24 protein-coding genes are annotated in these 25,784 nt (G+C 61.0%); 7 read left to right on the plus strand and 17 right to left on the minus strand.

Translation table 11 applies throughout. The annotated features are described in order from the left end of the window. Positions 1–54: 54 nt before the first annotated feature. Positions 55–567 (plus strand): dihydrofolate reductase, encoded by a 513-nt coding sequence (locus KVQ82_RS02560; protein ID WP_102354912.1) that lies wholly within the window; start codon positions 55–57, stop codon positions 565–567. A 90-nt stretch (positions 568–657) separates the two neighbouring features. Here the strand turns inward: KVQ82_RS02560 and KVQ82_RS02565 are convergent, their stop codons facing one another. Next, complete coding sequence (locus KVQ82_RS02565) at positions 658–2,049, minus strand: L-cystine transporter (RefSeq protein ID WP_222017876.1); 1,392 nt, start codon at positions 2,047–2,049, stop codon at positions 658–660. 241 nt (positions 2,050–2,290) lie between these two features. On the opposite strand from KVQ82_RS02565, the gene KVQ82_RS02570 reads away from it, so the two are divergent. Next, complete coding sequence (locus KVQ82_RS02570; RefSeq protein ID WP_041063639.1) at positions 2,291–3,346, plus strand: hypothetical protein; 1,056 nt, start codon at positions 2,291–2,293, stop codon at positions 3,344–3,346. Positions 3,347–3,536: 190 nt separating this feature from the next. On the opposite strand, the gene ilvD is transcribed toward KVQ82_RS02570, so the two are convergent. The 6 genes from ilvD to KVQ82_RS02600 all read right to left on the minus strand — a co-directional run bounded on the left by ilvD (position 3,537) and on the right by KVQ82_RS02600 (position 11,351). Next, on the minus strand, positions 3,537–5,378 hold the full coding sequence (ilvD, locus tag KVQ82_RS02575) for a dihydroxy-acid dehydratase (protein WP_222017879.1): 1,842 nt from the start codon (positions 5,376–5,378) through the stop codon (positions 3,537–3,539). A gap of 258 nt (positions 5,379–5,636) precedes the next feature. After that, positions 5,637–6,869 carry an MFS transporter gene (locus KVQ82_RS02580; RefSeq protein WP_222017881.1) on the minus strand — a complete coding sequence of 411 codons (1,233 nt, stop codon included), beginning with the start codon at positions 6,867–6,869 and terminating at the stop codon, positions 5,637–5,639. Beyond that, the gene (locus KVQ82_RS02585) at positions 6,862–7,839 is read right to left on the minus strand and encodes a diiron oxygenase (RefSeq protein ID WP_222017883.1); all 978 of its coding nucleotides are present in this window, start codon (positions 7,837–7,839) and stop codon (positions 6,862–6,864) included. Before KVQ82_RS02585 ends, KVQ82_RS02580 begins: the two co-directional genes overlap by 8 nt. After that, positions 7,836–8,909, minus strand: a complete 1,074-nt coding sequence (locus KVQ82_RS02590) for a SagB family peptide dehydrogenase (protein ID WP_222017885.1) — start codon at positions 8,907–8,909, stop codon at positions 7,836–7,838. Before KVQ82_RS02590 ends, KVQ82_RS02585 begins: the two co-directional genes overlap by 4 nt. Positions 8,910–9,346: 437 nt before the next feature. Next, entirely contained in the window at positions 9,347–10,543 is a 1,197-nt protein-coding gene (locus KVQ82_RS02595; protein WP_041063621.1) for a class I SAM-dependent rRNA methyltransferase, read from the minus strand. A 268-nt stretch (positions 10,544–10,811) separates the two neighbouring features. Next, positions 10,812–11,351, minus strand: a complete 540-nt coding sequence (locus tag KVQ82_RS02600; protein WP_222017887.1) for a type 1 glutamine amidotransferase domain-containing protein — start codon at positions 11,349–11,351, stop codon at positions 10,812–10,814. Positions 11,352–11,579: 228 nt separating this feature from the next. Between KVQ82_RS02600 and KVQ82_RS02605 the strand changes: the two genes are divergently transcribed. From KVQ82_RS02605 to KVQ82_RS02615, 3 genes are all read left to right on the plus strand, one after another. Next, entirely contained in the window at positions 11,580–12,392 is an 813-nt protein-coding gene (locus tag KVQ82_RS02605) for an HDOD domain-containing protein (RefSeq protein WP_174377003.1), read from the plus strand. A gap of 12 nt (positions 12,393–12,404) precedes the next feature. Then, positions 12,405–13,217 (plus strand): bifunctional DNA-formamidopyrimidine glycosylase/DNA-(apurinic or apyrimidinic site) lyase, encoded by an 813-nt coding sequence (gene mutM / locus KVQ82_RS02610; protein ID WP_145593615.1) that lies wholly within the window; start codon positions 12,405–12,407, stop codon positions 13,215–13,217. A 69-nt stretch (positions 13,218–13,286) separates the two neighbouring features. After that, the gene (locus tag KVQ82_RS02615; RefSeq protein ID WP_222017889.1) at positions 13,287–13,610 is read left to right on the plus strand and encodes a multidrug transporter; all 324 of its coding nucleotides are present in this window, start codon (positions 13,287–13,289) and stop codon (positions 13,608–13,610) included. 151 nt (positions 13,611–13,761) lie between these two features. On the opposite strand, the gene KVQ82_RS02620 is transcribed toward KVQ82_RS02615, so the two are convergent. The 5 genes from KVQ82_RS02620 to KVQ82_RS02640 all read right to left on the minus strand — a co-directional run bounded on the left by KVQ82_RS02620 (position 13,762) and on the right by KVQ82_RS02640 (position 18,475). Then, positions 13,762–14,013, minus strand: a complete 252-nt coding sequence (locus KVQ82_RS02620) for a YfhL family 4Fe-4S dicluster ferredoxin (protein ID WP_003195146.1) — start codon at positions 14,011–14,013, stop codon at positions 13,762–13,764. 146 nt (positions 14,014–14,159) lie between these two features. After that, complete coding sequence (coaD, locus tag KVQ82_RS02625; protein ID WP_003229157.1) at positions 14,160–14,639, minus strand: pantetheine-phosphate adenylyltransferase; 480 nt, start codon at positions 14,637–14,639, stop codon at positions 14,160–14,162. 115 nt (positions 14,640–14,754) lie between these two features. Then, positions 14,755–16,350 carry a GMC family oxidoreductase gene (locus tag KVQ82_RS02630; RefSeq protein ID WP_222017891.1) on the minus strand — a complete coding sequence of 532 codons (1,596 nt, stop codon included), beginning with the start codon at positions 16,348–16,350 and terminating at the stop codon, positions 14,755–14,757. A gap of 120 nt (positions 16,351–16,470) precedes the next feature. Next, complete coding sequence (locus KVQ82_RS02635; RefSeq protein ID WP_222017893.1) at positions 16,471–17,016, minus strand: twin-arginine translocation pathway signal protein; 546 nt, start codon at positions 17,014–17,016, stop codon at positions 16,471–16,473. Between the two features lie 28 nt (positions 17,017–17,044). Next, entirely contained in the window at positions 17,045–18,475 is a 1,431-nt protein-coding gene (locus KVQ82_RS02640) for a coniferyl aldehyde dehydrogenase (protein WP_108184103.1), read from the minus strand. A 145-nt stretch (positions 18,476–18,620) separates the two neighbouring features. On the opposite strand from KVQ82_RS02640, the gene KVQ82_RS02645 reads away from it, so the two are divergent. Then, positions 18,621–19,292: a TetR/AcrR family transcriptional regulator gene (locus tag KVQ82_RS02645; protein ID WP_007964152.1), complete on the plus strand. Its 672-nt coding sequence runs from the start codon at positions 18,621–18,623 to the stop codon at positions 19,290–19,292. 31 nt (positions 19,293–19,323) lie between these two features. After that, a complete protein-coding gene (locus KVQ82_RS02650; protein ID WP_222017894.1) occupies positions 19,324–20,178 on the plus strand; it encodes a sulfurtransferase in 855 nt (284 codons plus the stop codon). A 78-nt stretch (positions 20,179–20,256) separates the two neighbouring features. Here the strand turns inward: KVQ82_RS02650 and KVQ82_RS02655 are convergent, their stop codons facing one another. The 5 genes from KVQ82_RS02655 to KVQ82_RS02675 all read right to left on the minus strand — a co-directional run bounded on the left by KVQ82_RS02655 (position 20,257) and on the right by KVQ82_RS02675 (position 25,636). Further along, positions 20,257–21,108 carry an AraC family transcriptional regulator gene (locus tag KVQ82_RS02655; protein ID WP_174377000.1) on the minus strand — a complete coding sequence of 284 codons (852 nt, stop codon included), beginning with the start codon at positions 21,106–21,108 and terminating at the stop codon, positions 20,257–20,259. Further along, positions 21,084–22,082 (minus strand): hydrolase, encoded by a 999-nt coding sequence (locus tag KVQ82_RS02660; RefSeq protein WP_086792276.1) that lies wholly within the window; start codon positions 22,080–22,082, stop codon positions 21,084–21,086. Before KVQ82_RS02660 ends, KVQ82_RS02655 begins: the two co-directional genes overlap by 25 nt. A 113-nt stretch (positions 22,083–22,195) precedes the next feature. Then, on the minus strand, positions 22,196–22,801 hold the full coding sequence (rsmD, locus tag KVQ82_RS02665) for a 16S rRNA (guanine(966)-N(2))-methyltransferase RsmD (protein WP_041063575.1): 606 nt from the start codon (positions 22,799–22,801) through the stop codon (positions 22,196–22,198). Continuing rightward, positions 22,801–24,288, minus strand: a complete 1,488-nt coding sequence (locus tag KVQ82_RS02670; protein ID WP_222017897.1) for a pitrilysin family protein — start codon at positions 24,286–24,288, stop codon at positions 22,801–22,803. The genes rsmD and KVQ82_RS02670 overlap by 1 nt, the downstream gene beginning before the upstream one ends. Beyond that, entirely contained in the window at positions 24,281–25,636 is a 1,356-nt protein-coding gene (locus tag KVQ82_RS02675; protein WP_098966083.1) for a pitrilysin family protein, read from the minus strand. The genes KVQ82_RS02670 and KVQ82_RS02675 overlap by 8 nt, the downstream gene beginning before the upstream one ends. Positions 25,637–25,784 lie beyond the last annotated feature (148 nt).

Here is a 25,784-nt window from a genome sequence, read left to right on the forward strand (position 1 = left end):
CATAACCGCTGTGGCGCTTATCGGGTCAAGCGAGGCTCTGGTATCCTCGCCGGCATGACTAAATCACTCCCCCTCAGCCTGATCGCAGCCCTCGGTGAAAACCGTGTGATCGGCGTCGACAACAGCATGCCCTGGCACCTGCCGGGGGACTTCAAATACTTCAAGGCCACGACCCTCGGCAAGCCGATCATCATGGGCCGTAAGACCTGGGATTCGCTCGGTCGTCCGCTGCCGGGGCGCTTGAACATCGTCGTCAGCCGCCAGCCAGATTTGGTGTTGGAAGGCGCGGAGGTGTATCCGTCGCTGGAAGCCGCGGTGGTGCGTGCCGAGGAATGGGCGAAAGCGCAGGGCGTCGATGAGTTGATGCTGATTGGCGGCGCGCAGTTGTATGCGCAAGGGCTGGCGCAGGCCGATCGTCTGTATCTGACCCGTGTGGCGCTGAGCCCGGAAGGGGATGCGTGGTTTCCGGAGTTTGACCTGAACCAGTGGAAGCTGGTGTCGAACGTGCCGAATCCGGCTGAGGGCGACAAGCCCGCGTACAACTTCGAAGTCTGGGAAAAAGCCTAAAAGATCGCAGCCTGCGGCAGCTCCTACAAGGTTTACGCATGTCCCCTGTAGGAGCTGGCGAAGCCTGCGATCTTTTGATCTTGCTTTACATCAAGCCTGAGCAAGCTCCGCATGCTCATCCGCATCCAGCAGCGCTTTATCCGTCTGCTGCATCACCTGACTGGTAATCGCACCGGCAGTGATCGAACCACTCACGTTCAACGCCGTACGGCCCATGTCGATCAGCGGCTCAACCGAAATCAGCAGCGCCACCAGTGACACCGGCAAACCCATCGCCGGCAGCACGATCAGCGCGGCAAACGTCGCGCCGCCACCAACACCGGCCACACCGGCCGAGCTCAGGGTCACAATCGCCACCAGCGTCGCGATCCACAGCGGATCCAGCGGATTGATGCCGACCGTTGGCGCCACCATCACCGCGAGCATCGCCGGGTACAGGCCGGCGCAACCGTTCTGGCCGATGGTCGCACCGAACGAGGCGGCAAAACTTGCCACTGACTGCGGAATGCCCAGACGACGGGTCTGCGCTTCGATGCTCAGCGGAATACTCGCCGCGCTGGAACGGCTGGTGAACGCGAACGTCAGCACCGGCCAGATCTTGCGGAAGAACCGCAGCGGGTTGATCCCGGCCGCTGACACCAGCAGGCCATGCACCACGAACATCAGGCCCAGACCGAGGTACGAAACCACGACGAAACTGCCGAGCTTGATGATGTCTTGCAGGTTGGAGCCGGCGACCACTTTGGTCATCAGCGCCAATACGCCGTACGGGGTCAGCTTCATCACCAGACGCACCAGACGCATCACCCAGGCTTGCAAGGTGTCGATGGCGTTGATGACTTTCTGGCCTTTTTCGACGTCATCCTTGAGCAGTTGCAGCGCCGCGACACCGAGGAAAGCCGCGAAGATCACCACGCTGATGATCGAGGTCGGCTTGGCCCGGGCCAGGTCGGCGAACGGGTTCTGCGGAATGAACGACAGCAGCAGCTGCGGCACATTCAGGTCGGCGACCTTGCCGGCGTAGTCGGTCTGGATGGTTTGCAGACGGGCCATTTCCTGAGTACCGGCGACCAGGCCTTCGGCGGTGAGGCCGAACAGGTTGGTCAGGCCGATACCGATCAGTGCCGCAATCGCGGTGGTCAACAGCAGCGTGCCGATGGTCAGGAAACTGATCTTGCCCAGTGACGACGCGTTGTGCAGACGTGCCACCGCGCTGAGGATCGAGGCGAATACCAGCGGGATCACGATCATTTGCAGCAACTGCACGTAACCGTTGCCGACCAGATCGAACCAGCCGATCGAGGCTTTCAGCACCGGATTGCCGGCACCGTAAACGGTGTGCAGGGCCACGCCGAACGCCACGCCCAGCACCAGTGCGAGCAGGACTTTTTTCGCCAGGCTCCACGTCGTGTGGCGGGTTTGCGCCAGACCGAAGAGCAGGGCGAGGAACACCAGCAGATTGAGGATCAGCGGCAGATTCATGAAGACTCCGATAAGACTTGTGCCAGTCGCCTTCTGGGGCAACTGCGAACCGGCAAGCCTAACAGTTTGATTTCCAATGAATTAATACCGAAATAGCAGGTTGTCCGTCGTTTTTGGAATAAGCGCTTGTCGCTCTCGGCAATGCAACTGGCGTTGAGGAGACGTAAGCGGTCGCTGACAGACGAGGACTGTCACACTTATTTGTTAGCGTCGATGTCTTTCAGTCAGGGAGAAAACGTCGATGAAGTTCGCACCGAAAATGCTCGCTGTGGTGCTTGGATTGGGCTTGGCCGCTCACGCATTCGCCACCGATCTCAAGCACTGGCCGGCGGATCAGGCCAAGGCACTGGACGCGATGATCGCGGCCAACGCCAACAAAGGTAACTACGCGGTGTTCGACATGGACAACACCAGTTACCGCTATGACCTCGAAGAGTCGTTGCTGCCGTTCATGGAAAACAAGGGCCTGATCACCCGCGACAAACTCGATCCCTCCCTGAAACTGATGCCGTTCAAGGACACCGCCGACCACAAGGAAAGCCTGTTCAGTTACTACTATCGCCTGTGCGAAGTCGACGACATGGTCTGCTACCCGTGGGTGGCGCAGGTATTCTCCGGCTTCACGCTCAAGGAACTCAAAGGCTACGTCGATGAGCTGATGGCGTCGGGCAAACCGGTGCCGGCGACCTATTACGACGGCGACGTGGTGAAGAACCTCGATGTGCAGCCGCCGAAAGTCTTCACCGGCCAGGCCGAGCTGTACAACAAGTTGATGGAGAATGGCATCGAGGTCTACGTGATGACCGCTGCCTCGGAAGAACTGGTACGCATGGTCGCGGCCGATCCGAAGTACGGCTACAACGTCAAACCGCAAAACGTGATCGGCGTGACCACGCTGCTGAAGAACCGCGAAACCGGCGAACTGACCACTGCGCGCAAACAGATCACCGCCGGCAAGTATGACGAGAAGGCCAACCTCGGCCTCGAACTGACGCCGTACCTGTGGACCCCGGCGACCTGGATGGCCGGCAAGCATGCGGCGATCCTGACCTACATCGACGAGTGGAAAAAACCGGTACTGGTGGGCGGCGACACCCCGAGCAGCGACGGCTACATGCTGTTCCACGATGTGGATGTAGCCAAGGGCGGCATTCACTTGTGGGTCAACCGCAAGGACAAATACATGACTCAATTGAACGGCATGATGGCCAAGCACGCGGCGGCGCAGGCCAAGGAAGGGTTGCCGGTGACGGCGGACAAGAACTGGGTGATTGTGAAGCCAGAGGAAATTCAGTAAGACCGGGTCGCTCCCATCGCTGGCAAGCCAGCTCCCACAGTGTCCAAGGTGAAACACAAATGTTGAGAACACCATAAATCCCTGTGGGAGCTGGCTCGCCAGCGATGGGGCCCTCGTGTTCACCCATTGATTCGATCAAGCAAAAAAATGCCCCGCACTTGGCGGGGCATTTTTATTCGGCGGCTAAAACTTACAGCCCGTCGAGCATCGCCTTGTTACGCACGGCGCCCTTGTCCGCGCTGGTCGCCAGCAGGGCGTAGGCCTTCAGGGCGGTGGTCACTTTGCGTGGACGCTGTTCGACCGGTTTCCAGCCTTTCTTGTCCTGCTCGACCCGGCGTGCAGCCAGTTCTTCATCGCTGACCAACAGGTTGATCGAGCGGTTCGGAATGTCGATCAGCACTTTGTCGCCATCCTTAACCAGACCGATCGCGCCGCCGGCCGCGGCCTCTGGCGAAGCGTGACCGATCGACAGACCGGAAGTACCGCCGGAGAAGCGACCGTCGGTGAGCAATGCACAGGCTTTGCCCAGGCCTTTGGACTTCAGGTACGACGTCGGGTAGAGCATTTCCTGCATGCCCGGGCCACCTTTCGGACCTTCGTAGCGAATGATGACGATGTCGCCTTCCTTCACTTCGTCGGCAAGGATGCCGCGCACCGCGCTGTCCTGGCTTTCGAAGATCTTCGCGTTGCCTTCGAAGACGTGGATCGACTCATCGACGCCGGCGGTTTTCACCACGCAGCCGTCGAGGGCGATGTTGCCGTACAGCACGGCCAGGCCGCCTTCTTTCGAGTAGGCGTGTTCGAAGCTGCGGATGCAGCCGTTTTCACGGTCGTCATCCAGGGTTTCCCAACGGGTCGACTGGCTGAACGCGGTCTGGGTTGGGATGCCCGCCGGGCCGGCCTTGAAGAAGTGATGCACGGCTTCATCGTCGGTCTGGGTGATGTCCCACTTGGCGATGGCTTCTTCCATGCTGCGGCTGTGCACGGTCGGCAGGTCGGTGTGCAGCAGACCGCCGCGTGCCAGCGAACCGAGGATGCTGAAGATGCCGCCAGCGCGGTGCACGTCTTCCATGTGGTACTTCTGGATGTTCGGCGCCACTTTGCACAGTTGCGGCACGCTGCGCGAGAGACGGTCGATGTCGCGCAGGTCGAAATCGATCTCGGCTTCCTGGGCGGCAGCCAGCAGGTGCAGGATGGTGTTGGTCGAACCGCCCATGGCGATGTCGAGCATCATCGCGTTCTCGAACGCCTTGAAGTTGGCGATGTTGCGCGGCAGCACGGATTCGTCGTTTTCGCCGTAGTAGCGCTTGCACAGCTCGACGATGGTGCGGCCGGCCTGCAGGAACAGCTGCTCGCGATCACTGTGGGTAGCGAGGGTCGAACCGTTGCCCGGCAATGCCAGGCCGAGGGCTTCGGTCAGGCAGTTCATCGAGTTGGCGGTGAACATGCCGGAGCAGGAACCGCAGGTCGGGCAGGCGCTGCGCTCGTACTCGGCGACTTTCTCGTCAGAAGCGCTGGAGTCGGCGGCGATCACCATGGCGTCGACGAGGTCGAGGCCGTGGGAAGCGAGTTTGGTCTTGCCGGCTTCCATCGGACCACCGGACACGAAGATCACCGGAATGTTCAGGCGCAAGGCGGCCATCAGCATGCCGGGGGTGATCTTGTCGCAGTTGGAGATGCAGACGATGGCGTCGGCGCAGTGGGCGTTGACCATGTATTCGACGGAGTCGGCGATGATCTCGCGGCTCGGCAGCGAATACAGCATGCCGTCGTGGCCCATGGCGATGCCGTCATCCACGGCGATGGTATTGAATTCTTTCGCGACGCCACCGGCGCGTTCGATCTCACGAGCGACCAGTTGACCGAGGTCTTTGAGGTGCACGTGGCCCGGCACGAACTGGGTAAAGGAGTTGGCAATGGCGATGATCGGCTTCTTGAAGTCGTCATCTTTCATCCCGGTGGCGCGCCACAGTGCGCGGGCGCCGGCCATGTTGCGGCCGTGGGTGGATGTTTTCGAGCGGTAATCTGGCATGGAGCACTCCGGGCGGCTAAATCAGGTATCAAAAGGGAGTGAGCTTCTATTGACGTCTGGAACACTCAGAAATGGCCGTGTGTCCTGGATGTTGCCGATGACTTTGCGGGATCGCCGCTTGCCTCAGCCTGAGCTCATAAACCCGCCGGGGGATGAATGGCGATGAATCAGCCGATTCTACACCGCTGGCGCCCGGAGGGAATGGCGCAAAGCGTTGTTCCTGTGCCGACGGTGCGTGTGGCAGGACGACTGGCAGGCTCAATCGCTGCCAGAGGGCGTGACGGCGCCGCTTTCGATGACGCTGGCGCGATGGCTGATCCGCTTGTTCAATGCCAGTGCGATGCAACTGAGCAGAACAAAACTGTAGCCGAGGGTCGCTTGCAGATTGCTCGGGCTGAGGCTGATCAGTGCGCTGATCAACCCACCACAAATAAAAATGATTGTGCTGCCGGCCGAGGCTGACGTACCGGCGTTCTCCGGGAACAGGTCCATGGCTCGTGAGGTGGCGGCCGGGCGTGAGATGGTGGTGCCGGCGGTGCAGATCAGCATCGGGATCAATACCGTGGCGGGCGAGAGCGCGAAGTGCTGCGACAGAAATAGCATCACCAGCCCCGCCAGCAGGATCAGGCTCAACCCGGCCACGATCTGTTGCGCAGAACTGATGCGTCGGCTCAATAGCGCGGCGGCAATTCCGCCTGTTACATAGGCCGCACCGTAGATCAGCAGGATCAACGAGAAGTCGAAGGCGGACAGCTGCAATTGATCCATGAAGATCAACGGCGAAATGACGATGAACGAGAAGTGGCAGGCGAATGCGAAAGCTGAAATCAGCCAGTAGCCGACGAACTCGAAATCCCCGAGCACCCGTCGATAGGCGCTGAGGAAATTGAGCGGTGTAGCGTTGACGTCTGGCCGACCACCGTCGAGAAACAGCCAGGCCTTGAGCAACACCGCAGCCGCCAGGGCGATGAACAGCCAGAAGCTGCCGCGCCAGCCCAGGGCCGCTTGCAGGAAGCTGCCAGCCAGCGGTGACAGAGAGATGAAGATCCCGGTGGCGGTCACCATCAGGATTCGCAGGCGATCGCGCTCCTTGCCATCGAACAGATCCTGTACCAGCGCCTGCGACAGGACAAAACAGCCGCAGCCGATGGCCTGCACGATGCGAAAGGTCATGAACAGCGTGTAGTGACTGGTCATCACGCAACCGATGGCGCCGAGGATCGAGACTCCCATGCCGGCGAGTAAAAGTCCCTTGCGCCCGATGACGTCGGACAACGGCCCGATCATCAGTTGGGCAAAGGCAATGCCCACGGCGAACAGGCTGATCGACAGGGCAATATCGGCTGGAGTGCGGGCGAAGTGTTCGGCCAGCGCCGGGAACGAAGGCAGCAGAACATCCAGCGGAAACACACCCAGCAGCACCATGGCCAACAGCAGACTGACCGCCCCGCGGCGTTGTCGGGTTGTGACTGCCTTTCTTCCTTCACGCATCGATCAGTCCTGCCTTGGCGAAAAGTTTGCGGTTGTTGGGTAGCGCGAAAAATCCGGCCCTTTCGAGTGCGGCAAGTGTGGCCACGGCTCCGGATCTGGCACGCTGGCGGCTGGCGTGCTCGTTGGTCAGGCTGTCGAGGATTTCCTTGATCGCACCTTCGCCGATACCGGCGCGGCGCAGGCTTTGGTGCAGCCATTGCTCGTCCACTTCGAAGAAGGTCGCCAGGGTCTCCAGCAAGGTTCTGGCAACGAAGGCGCGCTGGCGGCTGTTCAGGGTCAACCAGAGGTAGTGGAAGACTTCGGAAAAAAACCGGCTGTGGCGCGCTTCGTCAGCGAGATGATCGCGCAACATGTCATTCACGCTGCTGACCAGCGTTTCCCGACACACATCCAGCAGCTCCCGGGCAATGATGGTTTCCGAGACGAAACCCAGCAGAAACCATGCCAGTGGGCGTTTACTCTCCGGCGTTCGGGCAATCTGACCGGTCAGGCGGGTGATGCGCAGCGGCATCTGCGGGCGACCGGTAAAACCATGCAGTTCGGCGATCTGTTCGGCCAGATGATGGGAGAACAGCGCGTGATAACCCTCGTCGGTATACAGTTGCAGCGCGGCGGTTTTCATCCGTGAAGGAATGTAGGCGGGCAACTCGCCGTGGACGATGGTTTCCACGGCGCGGTTGACGATGCGGTGTTCAAGCAGCGTGGTGTAGTCCAGGAAGTGCACCAGGTGGCTGGCTGCCAGCCGATGCATGACCTTGCTGCCTGCGGCTTCGATGGCCGGATGGGACAGATACGGCAGGAAGGCCGGCGGGAACCAGAAGCGGGTCTGCAGTTGCAGCTGCAGGTCTTCCGGCAACTGGTAGTCGTGCCGGCTGGTGCGTACCGAAGCGTGGTTGTTCCAGTCGCCGAGGGTGAATCGAAGCGCCCAGGACGTTGGCGCTTCGGGAAGATCCGTGGATGGCACGTTCATTTCCGCGTCTCCAGCAACAGCTCGCGCATTTCCTGACACATTGCCTGACCGTCGCTGGCACCGCAGCCGACAAAGAACAACGGTTGTTCAGCGCTGCCTTCGAGCTTGAGCAGGGCTTCGACCTGCCGATCAGCGAATGCCCCGGTCAGCCACGTTCCCAGGCCCAGCGCCGTGGCCACCAGTTGAAAGGTCTGCGACAGATGACCCGCCTCGACGAACGCCATGCGATAGGCGCGCGAGTGTTCATACTTCCACCAGAGCTTGTCGAAACGAGCGGTGATGAACAGGCCCAGAGGCAGGTTATTGATGAAATGCTGGCCCGCCAGCAAATGGCCGAGCGCAGGTTCGGGCAATGGGTTGACCCGGGTGAGCGCGTGTTCTGCCGGGTGATAGGCGTAGAGGCCCGGTTCAAGACCCTCGATATTGCGTGCCAGAAGAAAGCCTTCACAGGCATTCAGTCCACCTCCGGAGGGACTGCTGCGACGGGCGCCGAGGCCTTCGGCGATGCTTTCGTCGCGGTCATGGTCGCGATGGTGAAGAAAACCCAGTGTGAGATACATCAGCGTGCCGACGTCGCCGAGCGTGATCGCTTCGCCAGTAAAGGAGCGGCAGGTTTTTCTCAAGCGCAGGACATTACCCAGGCTGGCGACGGTCAGGGCCGCAGAGGCGGGGAGGGCGATTCGAGGTGCGTCTTCAAGTATCGGGCGATCTTGAGCGGGTGCCGGTGTGGTCAGCACCGCACTGCAATGGTTCAGGTATTGCCTGGACCACTCATGAATATTCTGGGGCGTCTGTTCGCAGGGAATGTTCTGGGTACCAATATGATAAATCTTCGACAGCTCGTCCCAGCCCCATGGCGGACTGTCTATTTTTGCAACGGTTAATATGCCTGCGTTTAGAAGTTGTGAGTCTATTATGTTGCGTCTGTCGAACTGTTCCGGATCATTGATTAGTTGTGCAAGTCGACAAGAGTAGCTCAGGTCCAGTTCATGTTGAGTGTGGTCTTTGTAGTTCCAGACTATTTGTCCGGGCGAGCGCGGCAATATGAATAAATAAGGATTGATGTACATGTTGTATTCATCACTCTGGGCGTAGTCGAAAGAACGCTGGGGTGCCGGCACTCCCCAGCGTTCCGGTTTACTTAGCGGGCTTTAGGCGCAACCAGAAAAGCCAGGTTTGCGATTTTGTTGGTTTCCAGAGTAATTGCTTTCATAAGTATGAACTCCTTGTTCATTGAGAGTGAATGTCACCGTCGTGGTGACAACTTAATAATAGGTTGTAATGAATTATTGGCAAGCGATACTTGGGTAGGAAATTTCTATTAATTTTGTCGGAGTGGATGTGCTGCAAGGTCAAGTTTGTAAGTATTAGTTCTTGAAATTCAACGCGCAGGGAAATGTCCTGCGTACATGTAGGAAGTTAGTTGTAGGAAAAGGAAAGAAATTCGACGATATTGCATCGCCGTAAAGCAACGGGAAGCCCGCAGGCTCCCCGTTTCATGAGCCTATCAGCTGTTCGGCAGCAGACGGCAGGTGATGCTCTTGATGTAGCGAGTCTCGGCGATTGCCGGGTGTACCGGATGGTCCGGGCCTTGACCGCCGCGTTCGAGCAACTGGATGTTGCGGTCCAGGTGACGGGCGCTGGTCAGCAGGATGTTCTGCAGGTCGTCTTCCGGCAGGTGCATGGAGCATGAAGCGCTGACCAGAATGCCGTCCTTGGTCAGCAGGCGCATGGCTTGCTCGTTGAGCCGACGGTAGGCGCCTTCGCCGTTCTTCATGTCTTTCTTGCGCTTGATGAACGCAGGCGGGTCGGCAACGATCACGTCGAAACGTTCTTCGCTGGCCTTGAGTTCCTTCAGCGCTTCAAAGACATCGCCTTCGATGCAGGTCATCTTGTCGGCGAAGCCGTTCAGCGCGGCGTTACGCTCGACGCCGTCGAGGGCAAAGCCCGATGCATCGACGCAGAACACTTCACTGGCGCCGAACGCCGCAGCCTGCACGCCCCAGCCACCGATGTAGCTATAGAGGTCGAGGACGCGTTTGCCTTTGGCGTAAGGGGCGAGGCGGGCGCGGTTCATGCGGTGGTCGTAGAACCAGCCGGTTTTCTGGCCGCCAATGACCGGCGCTTCGAATTTCACACCGTTCTCTTCCAGGGCTACCCACTCCGGCACCAGGCCGAACACGGTTTCGACGTAGCGGTTGAGGCCTTCGGCATCACGGGCGGCGGAATCGTTCTTGAACAGGATGCCGCTCGGCTTGAGCACTTGGGTCAGTGCAGCGATCACAGCATCTTTATGCGCTTCCATGGTCGCCGAGGCGATCTGCACGACGAGGATGTCGCCGAAACGGTCGACTACCAGACCTGGCAGCAGATCGGAGTCGCCGTAGACCAGGCGGTAGAACGGCTTGTCGAACAGACGCTCGCGCAGTGACAGGGCCACGTTCAGGCGGTGCACCAGCAGCGACTTGTCCAGCGGCAACTTGATGTCGCGCGACAGCAGACGCGCGCAGATCAGGTTGTTCGGGCTCATGGCGACGATGCCCAGCGGCTTGCCGCCAGCGGCTTCGAGGATCGCCTGATCGCCGGCCTTGAAGCCGTGCAGTGGCGTGGCGGCCACATCGATTTCGTTGCTGTAGACCCACAAGTGGCCGTTGCGCAGGCGACGGTCGGCGTTGGCTTTAAGGCGCAGGCTAGGCAGGGACATGACGTCGCTCCGGAAAAAAGAGCGGGAGTATAGCGTGTTGCTCAGCCTGATTGGCTGGTGAGTGGACATGTGGCAAGGGCAATCAGTGAAGAAGGAGTTTACTGTGGCGAGGGGATTTATCCCCGATCGGCTGCGTAGCAGCCGCAAACCCCGAACGCAGTTGTCTGACTGACCGCGTGAATCGATTTGGGACAGCTGCGCTGTCCATCGGGGATAAATCCCCTCGCCACATAAATCCCCTCACCACATGAATTCAGTAGCCCACGGATCAGGCTGACAGCGCGTCGATCAGCTCCTTGTTGAACGCCGGAATATCATCCGGCTGACGGCTGCTGATCAGATGACCGTCCTTGACCACTTCTTTATCCACCCAGTTGGCCCCGGCATTCACCAAGTCATCCTTGAGCGTCTTGTAACTGGTCATGGTTTTGCCGTTGACCAACCCGGCGGAAATCAGCAACCAGCCGCCATGGCAGATCACCGCAATCGGTTTGCCGGCGGAGGCCCCGGTTTTCACCAGATGCTGGGCGTCCTGGTCGATGCGGATGGTGTCGGAGTTCTGCACGCCGCCCGGCAGGACGATCGCGTCGTATTGTTCGCTGCTGGCGCCTTGGAAAGTCTGATCAACCTTGAAGTCATCCGCCGGCTTGTCGTGGTGCCAGCCTTTGACCTTGCCGGCCTCGGCCGAGAGGATGTCGACCTGAGCGCCGGCTTGCTCCAGTGCTTGCTTGGGCCCGGTCAGTTCGACCTGTTCGAAACCGTCTGTTACCAAAATGGCGACGCGTTTGCCGGTGAGGGAGGTAGTCATCGATAAGCTCCTGAGTCTGCGGGAAATTACCGCCGCGCCGGTGCTTGATTGTCCGGTCGGCCTTACAAAGTCCGAAGCCTGAGCGTGAATGAAAGTTCCTGACAATTGCCCACTGGTGTGTCGTCGTGCGGTTTTTAGAGGTTAGAATCGCCGCCTGTCCCAGAGTGTGTACTTATGTCCCAAGAGCTGACCACCGAACAGATTCAACAATCCCTGCAAGGCATCAGTGTGCCGGCGCAGCCGCAGATCATGGTGGATCTGCAAATGGAGCAGTACATGCCCGACCCGGACCTGGAGGTGATCGCCAAGCTGATCTCCCAGGATCCCGGTCTGTCCGGTTCGCTGCTGAAAATCGTCAATTCGCCGTATTACGGCCTGAGCAACAAGATCACCTCGATCCAGCGTGCGGTGAACCTGTTGGGCAGCCGTTCGATCATCAACCTGATCAACGCGCAGTCGATCAAGGGCGAGATGAACGATGACACCATCGTCACCCTCAACCGTTTCTGGGACACCGCCCAGGACGTGGCGATGACGTGCCTGACCCTGGCCAAGCGCATCGGCACCCAGGCCGGCGACGAAGCCTACGCCTTGGGCTTGTTCCACGACTGCGGCGTGCCGTTGATGCTGCAGCGCTTCCCCAACTACATGTCGGTACTGGAAAAGGCTTATGCCAACGCCAGCGCCGAATGCCGGGTGGTGGACACCGAAAACAGCGAGTTCAACACCAACCACGCCGTAGTCGGCTATTACACCGCCAAGTCGTGGCGCTTGCCGGAACATGTCAGCACGGCGATTGCCAATCACCACAATGCGCTGGCGATCTTCAGCGACGAGTCCTCGCGCAACAGCCAGATGAAGAATCTGCTGGCGATCCTGAAGATGGCCGAACACATCTGTGCGTCGTATCGGGTGCTGGGCAACCAGACCGAGGACCACGAGTGGAACAGCATCGGTGCGCTGATTCTCGATTACGTGGGCTTGTCGGACTACGATTTCGAAACCCTCAAACAGACCATCCGCGACCTCGGCGCGCATTGATTCGAGGACGCCATGCCTGAACTGCCGGAAGTCGAAACCACCCGCCGGGGCATTGCTCCGCACCTGGAAGGTCAGCGTGTCAGCCGGGTCATCGTGCGTGATCGCCGGTTGCGCTGGCCGATTCCCGAGGACCTCGATGTGCGCCTGTCCGGGCAGCGCATCGTGCTGGTCGAGCGGCGGGCCAAGTATTTGCTGATCAACGCCGAGGTCGGCACGCTGATCAGCCACTTGGGCATGTCCGGTAACTTGCGGCTGGTTGAGGCCGGGATGCCGGCGGCCAAGCATGAGCATGTCGATATCGAGCTGGAATCCGGGCTGGCCCTGCGCTACACCGATCCGCGCCGGTTCGGTGCGATGCTCTGGAGTAGCGACCCGCTCAATCACGAACTGCTGATTCGCCTCGGGCCGGAGCCATTGACCGATCTGTTCGACGGCGAGCGGCTGTTCCAGTTGTCACGCGGGCGTTCGATGGCGGTCAAGCCGTTCATCATGGACAACGCGGTGGTGGTGGGCGTCGGCAATATTTACGCGACCGAAGCGCTGTTCGCCGCCGGGATTGATCCGCGGCGCGAAGCCAAGAGCATTTCCCGGGCGCGTTACCTGAAGCTGGCGATCGAGATCAAACGCATCCTGGCCGCAGCCATCGAGCGCGGCGGCACCACGTTGCGTGATTTCATTGGCGGCGATGGGCAACCGGGGTACTTCCAGCAGGAGCTCTTCGTTTATGGTCGTGGCGGTGAGCACTGCAAGGTCTGCGGCACCGGTCTGCGGGAAGTGAAGCTGGGGCAACGGGCCAGTGTGTTCTGTCCGCGCTGTCAGACCTGAGGCAAAAAGCTGAAAAAGTCCTACGGTCTATAGTGAGTGGTCTCACTGTTCAGCCCGAAGGATCGTGCCATGAAGTCCTTGCAAGTCCTGTTTGTCACACTGCTGCTGTGTTTCAGCCTGGCCGTTCAGGCCACGGAAAACGGCAGCGGTGATCCGCGCTACGCCATCCAGAACCCTCCCGCCTACGCCATGATCGGCGATTTGCTGATTGCCCGACCTTTATTGGTGGTGGCAACGGTGCTGGGTGCGGGGGTGTTTGTGGTGTCATTGCCGTTTACCGCGCTGGGTGGCGGGGTGGGCGATGCGGGACAGGCGCTGGTGGTGGATCCGGCGAAAGCTGCTTTTGTGCGGTGTCTGGGGTGTACGGGGGAGGGGTTTGAGCAGCGTGAGTGAGCTGATCCGAGATCAGCGGTGTCATTGATGGCCTCATCGCGGGCAAGCCCGCTCCCACAAGGATTTCGGTGTTCACACGATTTGTGTATCACCACACAACCCTGTGGGAGCGGGCTCGCCCGCGATGGCGTCGGAACAGGCGCTGAAGGACTCAGGCCTTGCCGGTGATCTTGCGGTACTTTTCCATCAACTGTTCTTCAGTCTCCGGATGCGCCTCGTCCAGCGGAATGCAATCCACCGGGCAGACCTGTTGGCACTGCGGTTCGTCGTAGTGGCCAACGCACTGGGTGCACAGGTTCGGGTCGATCACGTAGATCTCTTCGCCTTGGGAAATGGCAGCGTTCGGGCACTCGGGTTCGCAGACGTCGCAGTTGATGCAATCGTCGGTGATGATCAGGGACATGCTAACTCCAGCCGGGGCGGCAGGCCCGGGCGCAATAAATCAATGCGCGCAATTGTGCCGCATTGGCGAGAACAGTGCACGCGGCTGCGATCAAGGGCACGAGACTGCAATCTTTAAAAGCAAAAGATCGCAGCCTTCGGCAGCTCCTACTTTTTGAAGCGTAGGGTCAGGGCATCGGCCACGGCCGGGTGCACGAACTTGCTGATATCGCCGCCCAGCGCGGCGATTTCCCGCACCAGCGTCGAGGAAATGAACGAATAACGCTCGGACGGGGTGAGAAACAGGCTCTCGACGTCCGGGGCCAACTGGCGGTTCATGTTGGCCAGCTGGAATTCGTATTCGAAGTCCGACACCGCACGCAGGCCGCGCAGAAACACATTGGCGTTCTGCTCCTTGGCGAAATGCGCCAGCAGCGTCGAGAAGCCGACCACTTCGACGTTGGGCAGGTGTTTGGTGACCTCGCGAGCCAGCTCAACCCGTTGTTCCAGCGGGAACAGCGGATTTTTCTTCGGGCTGGCGGCGACCGCAATGATCACGTGATCGAACAGGCGCGAGGCGCGTTCGACCAGATCGCCATGCCCTTTGGTAATAGGGTCGAAGGTACCTGGGTACAACACTCGGTTCATCGCGTCGTCCTGGCGGGAGTCCGTTGGGGAGTCGGATGGTATCGCAGCCGTCCCGGTCGGCCAAGTCGCCTGTTGGGTAAGAAAGCACTATAGACGACGCGATAAACCGTTTTTTTCACGGATTTCTCAGCCGATCGGCGAGGGATGTCGCCAGTTGTGCGGTCAGTCCATACACCGACAATTGCGGGTTGGCGCCAATGCTGGTGGGGAACAGCGAGCCGTCGTGAACCGAAAGATTGCTCAGTTGATGATGCCGGCCAAGGCTGTCGGTAACCGCGTTTTTCGGGTCTTCACCCATTGCGCAACCGCCCATCACGTGGGCACTGCCCAGTCGCGTGCGGTAGAGCTCAAGGCTCAGACCGTCGATCAATTTGCGCGCCTCGGCCAGGGTGTTTACGTAGCGCGCATCGGCGTGCATCGGCATTACCGCTTTCGCGCCGCCGGCGAACTGGATCTCGGCCATGCTGTGAAACGCGCGACGCAAGCCCTCCCAGGCGTAAGGCGAGACTTGATAGTCGAGCACTGGTGAGCCGTCGCCGCGCAATTCGACACTGCCGCCGGGGCTGTCCGGATGGAAACCGTCGCGCAGCAGCGCCAGCATCGCGTGCGTGCGCGGCAGATCAGCCATGTGTTCGGCGTTCTGCTGGCCGAAGCCGCCGAGCAGCGTTGCCGCCAGAGCCGGTTGCAGCGGTGGCACTTCGAGTTTGTAGCCCATCGGCCCGCTGGTGCCGTCCTTCCACTGGAAATGATCCGAGTAGATCGACTGCGGCGCGCCGTAGAACGGATTGATCACCTCGTCGAAGCGCCCCGCAGACATGTTAACCAGATGCAAAAAGGTGCGTTTGCCGAGGCGCTGATGCGGGTCCGGCGCGTCTGAACGCAAGAGCAGGGCCGGGCTGTTGATGCCGCCGCCGGCCAGCACGTAATGCCGGGCCTTGACCGTGATTTTGCGTCCGGTCGGCGCGACGCAGCGCTCGTCCATCGCCACGCATTGCAGGCCGGTGATTTTGTCGCCGCTGATCAACAGTTTTTCCGCGCGGGCCAGGTACAGCAGCTCGCCGCCCTTTTCCAGGGTCGCCGGAATGGTGGTGACCATCATCGACTGCTTGGCATTGGTCGGGCAGCCCATGCCGCAATAGCCAAGGTTCCAGCAGCCACGGACGTTGCGCGGGATCACGTGCCAGCTGTAGCCGAGTTGCTCGCAGCCCTTGCGGATCACGTCGTTGTTGGCATTGGGCGGGACCCTCCATGGCGCGACGCCGAGGCGCTGTTCCATTTTCTCGAACCACGGCGCCATCTCGGCCGGGCTGTGGCCTTTGACGTTGTGTTCCCTGGCCCAGTGTTCGAGGGTCGGCTCGGGCGTGCGGAAGCTCGACGTCCAGTTGATCAGCGTGGTGCCGCCCACCGCACGACCCTGCAGAATGGTGATCGCGCCGTCCTTGCTCATGCGGCCGATGCCTTCCTGATAGAGGCTGCTGTAGGCCTGGTCTTCAAGCATTTTGAAGTCGGAACTGGTCTTGAGCGGGCCTTCTTCGATCAGCAGCACTTTGTAACCGGCGGCGCTGAGGATTTCCGCCGTGGTGCCGCCTCCGGCACCGCTGCCGATGATGGCCACGTCGGTTTGCAGCGTCAGGTCGTCGGTCAGTTGGGCGCCGTTGTAGGTTTTCCAGCCACGGGCGAGGCCTTCGCGGAACGGGTCGGGTACGGGCATTGATCAGGTTCTCTTGTTCTTGTTGTTCTGGCGGGCCCCTTCGCGAGCAAGCTCGCTCCCACAGGAGGAATGCGGTGCAAATGTGGGAGCGAGCCTGCTCGCGAACGGCGCGACTCGGTATTAAACAGTAGGCGGGCCGGGGTAGCCGCAATGGCCCCAGGACTCGGCGCGGGTGTACCAGGCCATCATCACCATCTGCTGCAAAGAACTGTGGCCCATGCGCAGCAGGCTCAATGAACTGTTCTGCCAACGTTCGAGGAAGTGACGCATCGCCTCGGGGCTGGCGTTTTCCCAACTGCCCCAGATGCCGGTGAGCGGCCCGCGGGTGACGGCCATGCCGAGCACGTCGAACAGTTGTCGGGTGAGTTTGAGCATCTCCGGCGACAGGTGATCGAGGCTGAAGTCCAGCGACTTCAGAGTGGCATCCACCACACCGGGCATTTTCTCGGTGGCCACGGCGCCTTCGAGCATCACCGGAATCAGTGCCCGCAGGAACAGCAGGTCGCCGTCGCGCAAAGTGACGAAGCCATTGGCCGCGACACTCGATGAACAACCACTGAGGCTGGCGCCGAGGCCGGCGGTGGCGAGGACCGCGGTGGCACCGAGGCTGAATTTCAGCAGGCCACGGCGCGACAGGGCAGGTGTTTCGGTCAGGCTTGGGTGCATTGTTGTTATTACCCGGCGGTGACGACGATTAGCGGATGAACAGCTTCTGGATCAGTTTCTGGATCGATTTGCCGTACGGCGGATAGATCAACTTCGCGGCGTTGAAGCGCTGTTTGATCAGTACGCCCTTGGCCTTGCTGAAAGTCAGGAAGCCTTCGTGGCCGTGATAGTGGCCCATGCCCGACGGGCCGATGCCGCCGAATGGCATGTCGTCCTGCGCCACGTGCAACAAGGTGTCGTTCAGGCACACGCCGCCGGAGTGGGTCTCGTGCAGCACGCGGTTCTGTTCGCGTTTGTCGTAGCCGAAGTAGTAAAGCGCCAGAGGACGCGGGCGCTGATTGATGTAGGCAAACGCCTGATCAAGATCCTGATACGGCACGATCGGCAGCAGCGGGCCGAAGATTTCGTCCTGCATCACGGTCATCTCGTCAGTGACATTGAGCAGCAGGCTGTGCGGCATGCGCCGGCCCTGGCCTTGTTCGAACAGCGGAATCAGCAGCGCGCCCTTGCTGGTGGCGTCGCTGACATAACTGTTGAGCCGCGTCAGTTGGCGCTCGTTGATGATCGCGGTGTAGTCCGGGTTGTCGGCGAGGGTCGGATAGAAATTGTTGACCACCTGGCGATAGGCTTCGACGAACGCGCCGACACGGTCTTGCGGCACCAGCACATAATCGGGCGCGACGCAGGTCTGGCCGGCGTTGAGGGTTTTACCGAAGGCGATGCGTTCGGCGGCGTCCTTGAGCGGTACGTCGCCGGAGACAATGGCCGGGGACTTGCCGCCCAGTTCGAGTGTTACCGGGGTCAGGTTTTCCGCCGCCGCGCGCATCACATGCTTGCCGATGCTGGTGGCGCCGGTGAACAGCAAGTGATCAAAGCGCAGACGGGAGAACGCCACGCCGATGTCGGCCTCGCCGAGCACCACGCAGACCAGGTCTTCGGGGAAAATTCGTCCCAGCAGGGTTTTGAGCAGTTGGCCGGTGGCCGGGGTCGATTCGCTGAGTTTGAGCATCACCCGGTTGCCCGCCGCGAGTGCGCCGACCAGTGGACCGATGGCCAGATACAGCGGGTAGTTCCACGGGACGATGATGCCGACCACGCCGAGCGGCTGGTACACGACTTTCGCTGACGCCGGCTGAAAGGCCATGCCGACTTTGCGTCGCGACGACTTCATCCAGCCCTTGAGGTGGCGGCTGGCGTAATGGATACCGTGCAGGCTGGGCATCAGCTCGGCAAGCAGGGTTTCATCGGCGCTGCGATGACTGAAATCTGCGCTGATGGCGTCGATCAAGGCCTGGCGCTCATTGCTGAGCATCTCGCGCAACGCTTTGAGCCATTGCTGACGCTGGGCCGCCGGTGGCATCGGGTTGGCTGTGTAGGCGGCGCGCTGTGCCGCGAACAGCCGATCCAGCTCTTCCAGGGGCTGTTGCAGCGTTTGCAGATAAGCAATGTCGGCAGTCATCGTCGGCTCCGGATTTATTGTAGTGAGGACTTTTTAGAGTCTATGCTCTAGAAAGTCAAATGACTTCCCGACACAGCTTTGTTTTATCCAATTCCGGTTAGGTCGTAAGATGCCCCTCACCGCACTCTGAATTAAAGCTCAAGCCATGGCCCCACGAATAAAAACCAGCGAGCGCATCGTGCAGAACAGCCTCGAACTGTTCAATCAGCAGGGCGAGCGCAGCATCAGCACCAATCACATTGCCGCGCACATGGAGATTTCTCCGGGCAATCTGTACTACCACTTCCCCAACAAGCAGGCGATCATCGCCGTTTTGTTCAGTGAGTACGAAAGTTTGGTCGACAGCTTTCTGCGCCCGCCGCAGGGGCGTGCCGCTACCGTCGAAGACAAGCGCTATTACCTCAAGGAGCTGCTGTCGGCGATGTGGGGCTACCGCTTTCTGCATCGGGATCTGGAACACCTGCTCGACAGTGACCCGGATCTGGCCGCGCGCTACCGGCGTTTTTCCCAGCGCTGCGTGATCCAGGGCATGGCGATCTACGAGGGCTTTGTCGCCGCCGGCATCCTCAAGATGGATCGGGTGCAGATCGAGTCCCTGACGATCAATGCCTGGATCATCCTCACCTCGTGGGTGCGCTTTCTGTGCACCACCCGGGAAAACTCCAACCACCTCAGCGAGCAGGCCATCAAGCGTGGCGTGTATCAGGTGCTGGTGCTGGAAGCCGGATTCGTCACCGATCAGGCCCGCGAAGAGGTGAATGCCTTGTTCGACGAGTTCTACGTACCGCTGGCCCAGGCCCTCGAGGAAGGGCGGTAACCCATTTCGAAGTCGCTCACAGGAGTCCGTCATGCCGATTGCGCAACTGCTCAGCCCGACCGCACTGGATGCCCGCAAGGAGCAGCCGGGGCTGGTGATTCTCGATTGTCGTTTTGCCCTCGAAGACCCGGACTACGGGCAGCGCAGCTATGCCGAAGGGCACATCGCCGGCGCCCGCTTCGCCGACCTTGAACGCGACCTCAGTGGCAAAGTGGTCAAAGGCGTGACCGGACGTCACCCGTTGCCCGAGCCGGCGGCGTTGATCGAGCGTCTGCAGGCCTGGGGCATCAATGCCGACAGCGACGTGGTTTTGTACGACGACGGCCCCGGTGCCTATGCGGCCCGCGCCTGGTGGTTGCTGGCGTGGCTGGGCAAGCGCGATGGCGTGTTCATTCTCGACGGCGGCCTCAAGGCTTGGCACGCGGCGGGGTTGCCGCTGAGCCTGGATGCGCCGTCGGTCAGCCGGGGCAACTTCAGTGGTCAGCCAGACATGAAACTGCTGCTGAGCGCCGAGCAATTGCACAAGCGCCTTACGCAGCCGTCGCTGACATTGCTCGATGCCCGGGCCTTGCCGCGCTTCAAGGGTGAGGTGGAACCGATCGACCCGATTGCCGGGCACATTCCCGGGGCGCAATGCGCGGCGTTTACCGAGAACCTCGGCAGCGACGGACGCTTCCTGCCAGCGGAGCAGCTCAAGCAGCGTTTTGCGGCGAAACTTGGTGATCGTTCGCCAACGGACCTGGTCGCTTATTGCGGTTCCGGGGTGACGGCGTGTCACAACCTGTTTGCGTTGTGCCTGGCGGGGTATCCGCTGGGTTCGTTGTATGCCGGGTCGTGGAGTGAGTGGATCAACGAGCCTGCTCGGGGCATCGCCACAGGCGATTAAAATCAAAAGATCGCAGCCTTCGGCAGCTCCTACATTGGAATGCATTTCCCTGTAGGAGCTGCCGCAGGCTGCGATCTTTTAGCGCTCCACGCGGGCACTGCGATACGCCGCCGGCCCCACGCCATACACCTGCTTGAACTGCCGGCTCAGATGACTCTGGTCGGCAAAACCCAACTGCATGGCGACTTCCACCGGCAGGCAACCACTCTGCAATAAACCCCGGGCCGTGGCGATGCGCTGCTGCATCAGCCAGGTGTGCGGCGGCATGCCGGTGGCGCGGCGGAAGACACGGGCGAAGTGGAAGGGCGACAGATTCACAGCGGCCGCCAGTTCTTCCAGCGATGGCGGCGCCGCCAGTTGCGCGTGCAGCAGCTCCTTGGCCATCACCACCGCGCGATGTTCCTTGCCCGGGCTGCCGTTGATCTGCACCGCCGCATGTCGCTGCAACAACAGCATCATCATTTCGCGCCACACCGTCTGCTGTTGCAGTGCGGTGGCGGGGCTTTCCAGCAAACGGTGCAACTGACAGAAGCCGTTGACCAGATCCGGGTCGCGGTACAGCGTCGCGCCAAACGCCGGCATCGGCGCGCAGGGCAGTTCCAGTTCTTCGAGCAAGGACACGATCTGTCCGGTATCGGGATAAAACGCCCGGTACAGCCAGCCATCCTCAGTGCCCTTGTGCCCGGTGTGCAATTCGTCCGGATTGATCAGCACCAGCGTGCCGCTGCCGGCGAGGTGTTCGGCGCCGCGATAGCGATAACGCTGGGCACCGGCCATGATCATGCCGATCACATAACCGTCGTGGACGTGCGGGGCGAAGCGATGCTCGATGTAGCGCGCCGACAGCAACTCGACCCCGGCCAGCGGCGCGGTTTGCCAGAAGCGGATCGACTCGCCCTGATCGCTCACGACGTCACACGGGCCAGCCATTGCGGAATGCGCCGTTCCAGGTAATAGCCGGGCTGGCGGAACGTGCCATCGACAAAGCCGACGTGCCCGCCCTTGGCCTGCAATTCGAACTGGGTGCTGGCGGACAGCTCCTCGGCAGTCGGCAAACTGTGCGGAAACACGAACGGGTCGTCAGCCGCCTGAATGATCAGGGTCGGGGTGCGGATTTCACCGAGAAAGTAACGACTCGACGCCCGTCGATAGTAATCCTCGGCATCGGTGAAACCGTGCAGCGGCGCGGTGACCCGGCCGTCGAAGTCCCAGAAGGTGCGCATGTTCTCCAGCGAACCGAGCGCCGCCAGGGCTGCCAGGCCATCCTCACGCCCGTCATGCTGGAACTGGCGCTGCTTGTTCTTGATGTAGGCGACCATCTCGCGCATGAAGTGTGCTTGATAGACCTTGGAGAAACCCTGGCCAATGCGGTCGGCACACTGATCAAGCCGAAACGGCACCGACACGGCCACCGCGCCGAGCACGCCGCTGTCGCTGCCGGTCTCGCCCAGATGCTTGAGCAACACATTGCCACCCAACGAATAACCAACCGCATACAGCGGCGCCAGCGGGCGCTTGGCGCGCAAGTGTTTGATGGCTTCGGCGAGGTCTTCGCTGGCACCGGAATGGTAGCTGCGTGGCAGCAGATTGGGTTCGCCGGAGCAGCCGCGCCAGTTCAGCGCGACACTGGCCCAGCCTTGGGCGGCGAGCGCGGCCTGAATTCCGGCGACGTAGGGCGAATTGGAAGAACCGGTCAGCCCGTGCAATACCAGCACCAGCGGCGCCTCGGCGCTGTGCGGGCCATGCCAGTCGAGATCGAGAAAATCCCCGTCGTCCAGCCACAGGCGTTCCCGCTCGCGATCAAGGTGGACGGTTTTGCGCCACAGCGGCCCCCACAAGGTTTGCAGGTGCGGATTGCCGAGGCCGAAGGCGGGGGTGAAGCGTTCAGTTTCCAGAGGACACACACCTTTTGTGGCGAGGGAGCTTGCTCCCGCTGGGGCGCGAAGCGGCCCTTTTTGGGGACTGCTGCGCAGTCTAGCGGGAGCAAGCTCCCTCGCCACAGGGTTGTTCAATATGTTCAGTTAACGGCCATACGTTGCCACAACGCGTAGTACACCCGCCCGGATTTCTGCTCGCGGTGCAGGCGCCAGTTGCCCGGCAGGCCCAGCGTCGAAGGCGCGGTCTCGCTTTCAGTGTAGATCCACGAATCCGGCGCCAGCCATTGGCGCTCTTCCAGCAGGGTGCAAACGGCCGGCAGCAGGTTCTGGTTGAACGGTGGATCGAGGAACACCAGGTCGAACGGCGTGGCGACCTGGGTTTCCAGATAGCGCAGCGCATCGGCGGTCTGCACCTGACCATTGGTGCAGCGCAGGGTACCGAGGTGTTCTTTCAGACTCGAAACAGCAACGTGGCTGGCATCCAGCGCCTGACCCATGGCCGCGCCACGGGACAGTGCCTCGAGAAACAGCGCGCCACTGCCGGCGAACGGATCCAGCACCTTGGCCCCGGCCACATACGGCGCGAGCCAGTTGAACAGGGTCTCACGCACGCGATCCGGTGTCGGGCGCAGGCCCGGCGCATCGGGGAAGCTCAGTTTGCGGCTGCGCCATTCGCCGCCGATGATGCGTAGCTGGTTCACACCGTTGTGAACGTTCTGCGCAGGTTTTTTAGGACGAGTAGCCATTAATGCTCCGGAACCCCGAGCGGTTGCTCGGCAGGTTTATCAGATGGGGCCGGTAACGGCTTTTGCGGCACGGTCGGGCCAGCGCTGACGATGACCAGTTTGTCCGTGCTCAGGTGTTTGTTCATCGCGTCTTTGACCTGCTCGACAGTCAGGCTCTGGGACTGACGCATGAAGTCATCCAGATAGCTCAACGGCAGATTATAGAAGCCCATGGCGCCCAGTTGGCCGACGATATCGGCGTTGCTTGCGGTGGACAGCGGGAAGCTGCCGGCCAGCTCGCGCTTGGCGTCGTCGAGTTCTTTCTGGGTCGGGCCGGTCTTCAGATAATCGGCGAGCACGTCCTGCACCAGTTTCAGCGTGCCTTCGCTCATTTCCGCGCGGGTCTGCAGGTTGATCATGAACGGGCCGCGGGCCTGCATCGGGCTGAAACCCGAATACACGCCATAGGTCAGGCCGCGCTTCTCGCGCACTTCGCTCATCAGCCGGGTGCCGAAACCGCCGCCACCGAGGATCTGGTTGCCCATCGACAGCGCCGCGTAATCCGGGTCGTCACGATCGATGCCCAGTTGCGCGAGCAACAGGTTGGTCTGCTTCGACGGGAACTCGATGTGATTGACGCTGGCTTTCGGTTCCTGCGGCTGGGCGATCTTCGCCAGCGCCGGGCCTTTAGGCAGGGCGCCGGAGACCTGATTGGCAATCGCCTCGGCTTCGGCGCGAGACAAGTCACCGACCAGCGCGATCACCACGTTGCCGGCCGCGTAGGCCTTGGCGTGGAATTCACGCAGTTGCGCCAGAGTGATCTTCGGCACGCTCTGCGGGTTGCCGTCGCTGGAATGCGCGTAAGGGTGGTCGCCGTACAAACGTTTCATCAGCTCGAGGCTGGCGAGTTTGCCGGGGTTCTGTTTCTGGTATTCGAAACCGGCGAGCATCTGATTCTTGATGCGTGCGAAGGAGTCGGCCGGAAAGGTCGGTTTGCCCACCACTTCGGAGAACAGCTTCAGCGCCGGCTCGCGCTGGTCGGCGGCACTCAGGCTGCGCAGCGAAGCCAGCGCCATGTCCTTGTAGGCGCCGTTGCCGAAATCCGCACCGAGGCCTTCGAAGCCTTGGGCGATGGCGCCGACGTCCTTGCCGGCCACGCCTTCGTTGAGCATGGCATTGGTCAGGACTGCCAGGCCCGGCGCATTGCCGTCCTGGCTGCTGCCCGCGGCGAAGATCAGGCGCATGTCGAACATCGGCAGCTCATGGGCTTCGACGAACAGCACCTTGGCGCCTCCGGCGGTGTTCCAGGTCTGCACGTCGAGCTTGCGGCTGGCCGGGGCCTTGCCGTCGAGCTCGGCCAGCGATTGCAGCTTCTGGTTGGTCTTGGCGTTATCCAGCGCTTCGCTGGCGTCGGTTTTGACTCCGGGCATCAGATAGAACGCGGCAGAGCCGATCACGGCAATGGCGATCAAGCCGAGCAGCAGGCGTGGGGATTTGCGCTCACTCATGAGTCGTCTCCAGTGGCAGGACATGGGCGACGCTGAGACGTTCGCGGGTGAAATACAGCTTGGCGGCGTTCTGGATGTCTTGCGGGGTCACGCTTTCCAGATCGGCGAGTTCGGTGTCCATCAGTTTCCACGACAGACCGACCGTTTCCAGTTGGCCGATCGCGGTGGCCTGGCTGGTGATCGAATCACGTTCGAACACCAGGCCGGCGATAACCTGTGCCCGCACGCGCTCGAGTTCTTCGGCGGACGGTGCGGTGGTTTTCAGCTGTTCCAGCAGTTTCCACAGACCGGCTTCAGCTTGCGCCATGGTCTTGTTCTTCTGCGTGTTCGGCGTCGCCGACAAAGTGAACAGGCTGTCGCCACGGGTGTAGGCGTCGTAGCTCGACGAACCGCCGGAAACCAGCTCTTCGCCGCGCTCCAGTTGCGTCGGGATGCGCCCGCTGTAACCGCCGTCGAGCAGCGCCGAGATCAGGCGCAGGGCGTTGACCGAGCGCTTGTCTTCAGCAGTGGCGATGCTGGGCACGTTGAAACCGAGCATCAGGCTGGGCAGTTGGGTCTGCACATGCAGGGTGATCTGGCGCTCACCCGGCTCGGCCAGTTCCAGCGGTTTCTTCGCTGGCGGCACGTCGCGCTTGGCAATCGGCCCGAAGTAACGTTGGGCGAGGGTTTTCACTTCATCGGGGGTGACGTCGCCGACCACCACCAGCGTGGCGTTGTTCGGCACATACCAGGACTGATACCAGTGGCGCAGCTCTTCGACCTTCATCCGGTCAAGGTCTGCCATCCAGCCGATGGTCGGCGTGTGGTAGCCGCTGGCCGGGTAAGCCATCGCCTTGTAGCGCTCGTAAGCCTTGGACATCGGCTTGTCGTCGGTGCGCAGGCGACGCTCTTCCTTGATGACTTCGATTTCCTTTGCGAACTCGTCGGCCGGCAGGCGCAGATTGGCCATGCGGTCGGCTTCCAGTTCGAAGGCCACGCCCAGACGGTCGCGGGCCAGCACTTGGTAGTAGGCGGTGAAGTCGTCACTGGTGAAGGCGTTTTCTTCGGCGCCCAGGTCGCGCAGGATCAGCGAGGCTTCGCCGGGGCCGACTTTCTCGCTGCCCTTGAACATCATGTGCTCGAGCGCGTGGGACAGACCGGTCTGGCCCGGGGTTTCGTAGCTGGAACCAACCTTGTACCAGACCTGCGACACCACCACTGGCGCGCGATGGTCTTCGCGCACGACGACCTTCAGGCCGTTGTCGAGGGTGAATTCGTGGGTCGGTTGCGGGTCGGCCGCCAGGGCCGAAAGGGGCAGGCAGACTGTGCTGAGCAGCAGGCCTGCAGCGCGGCGGGCTAGAGCATTCATTCGTTTTTTAACCTGTTGGGCTGCCCGCTTGGTCTTAGCGTCGGCGGGCGAGAGGGTGCTAGGATACTGATCCGTTTTACCGGCGACCACGCCTATCAGGTTTTCAGGCCTGATCCGGTTGTATAGGTTGGCGGCAGAAAGCTGCGGT

This window comes from Pseudomonas sp. AO-1 (assembly GCF_019775695.1).
Lineage (GTDB): Bacteria > Pseudomonadota > Gammaproteobacteria > Pseudomonadales > Pseudomonadaceae > Aquipseudomonas > Aquipseudomonas parakoreensis.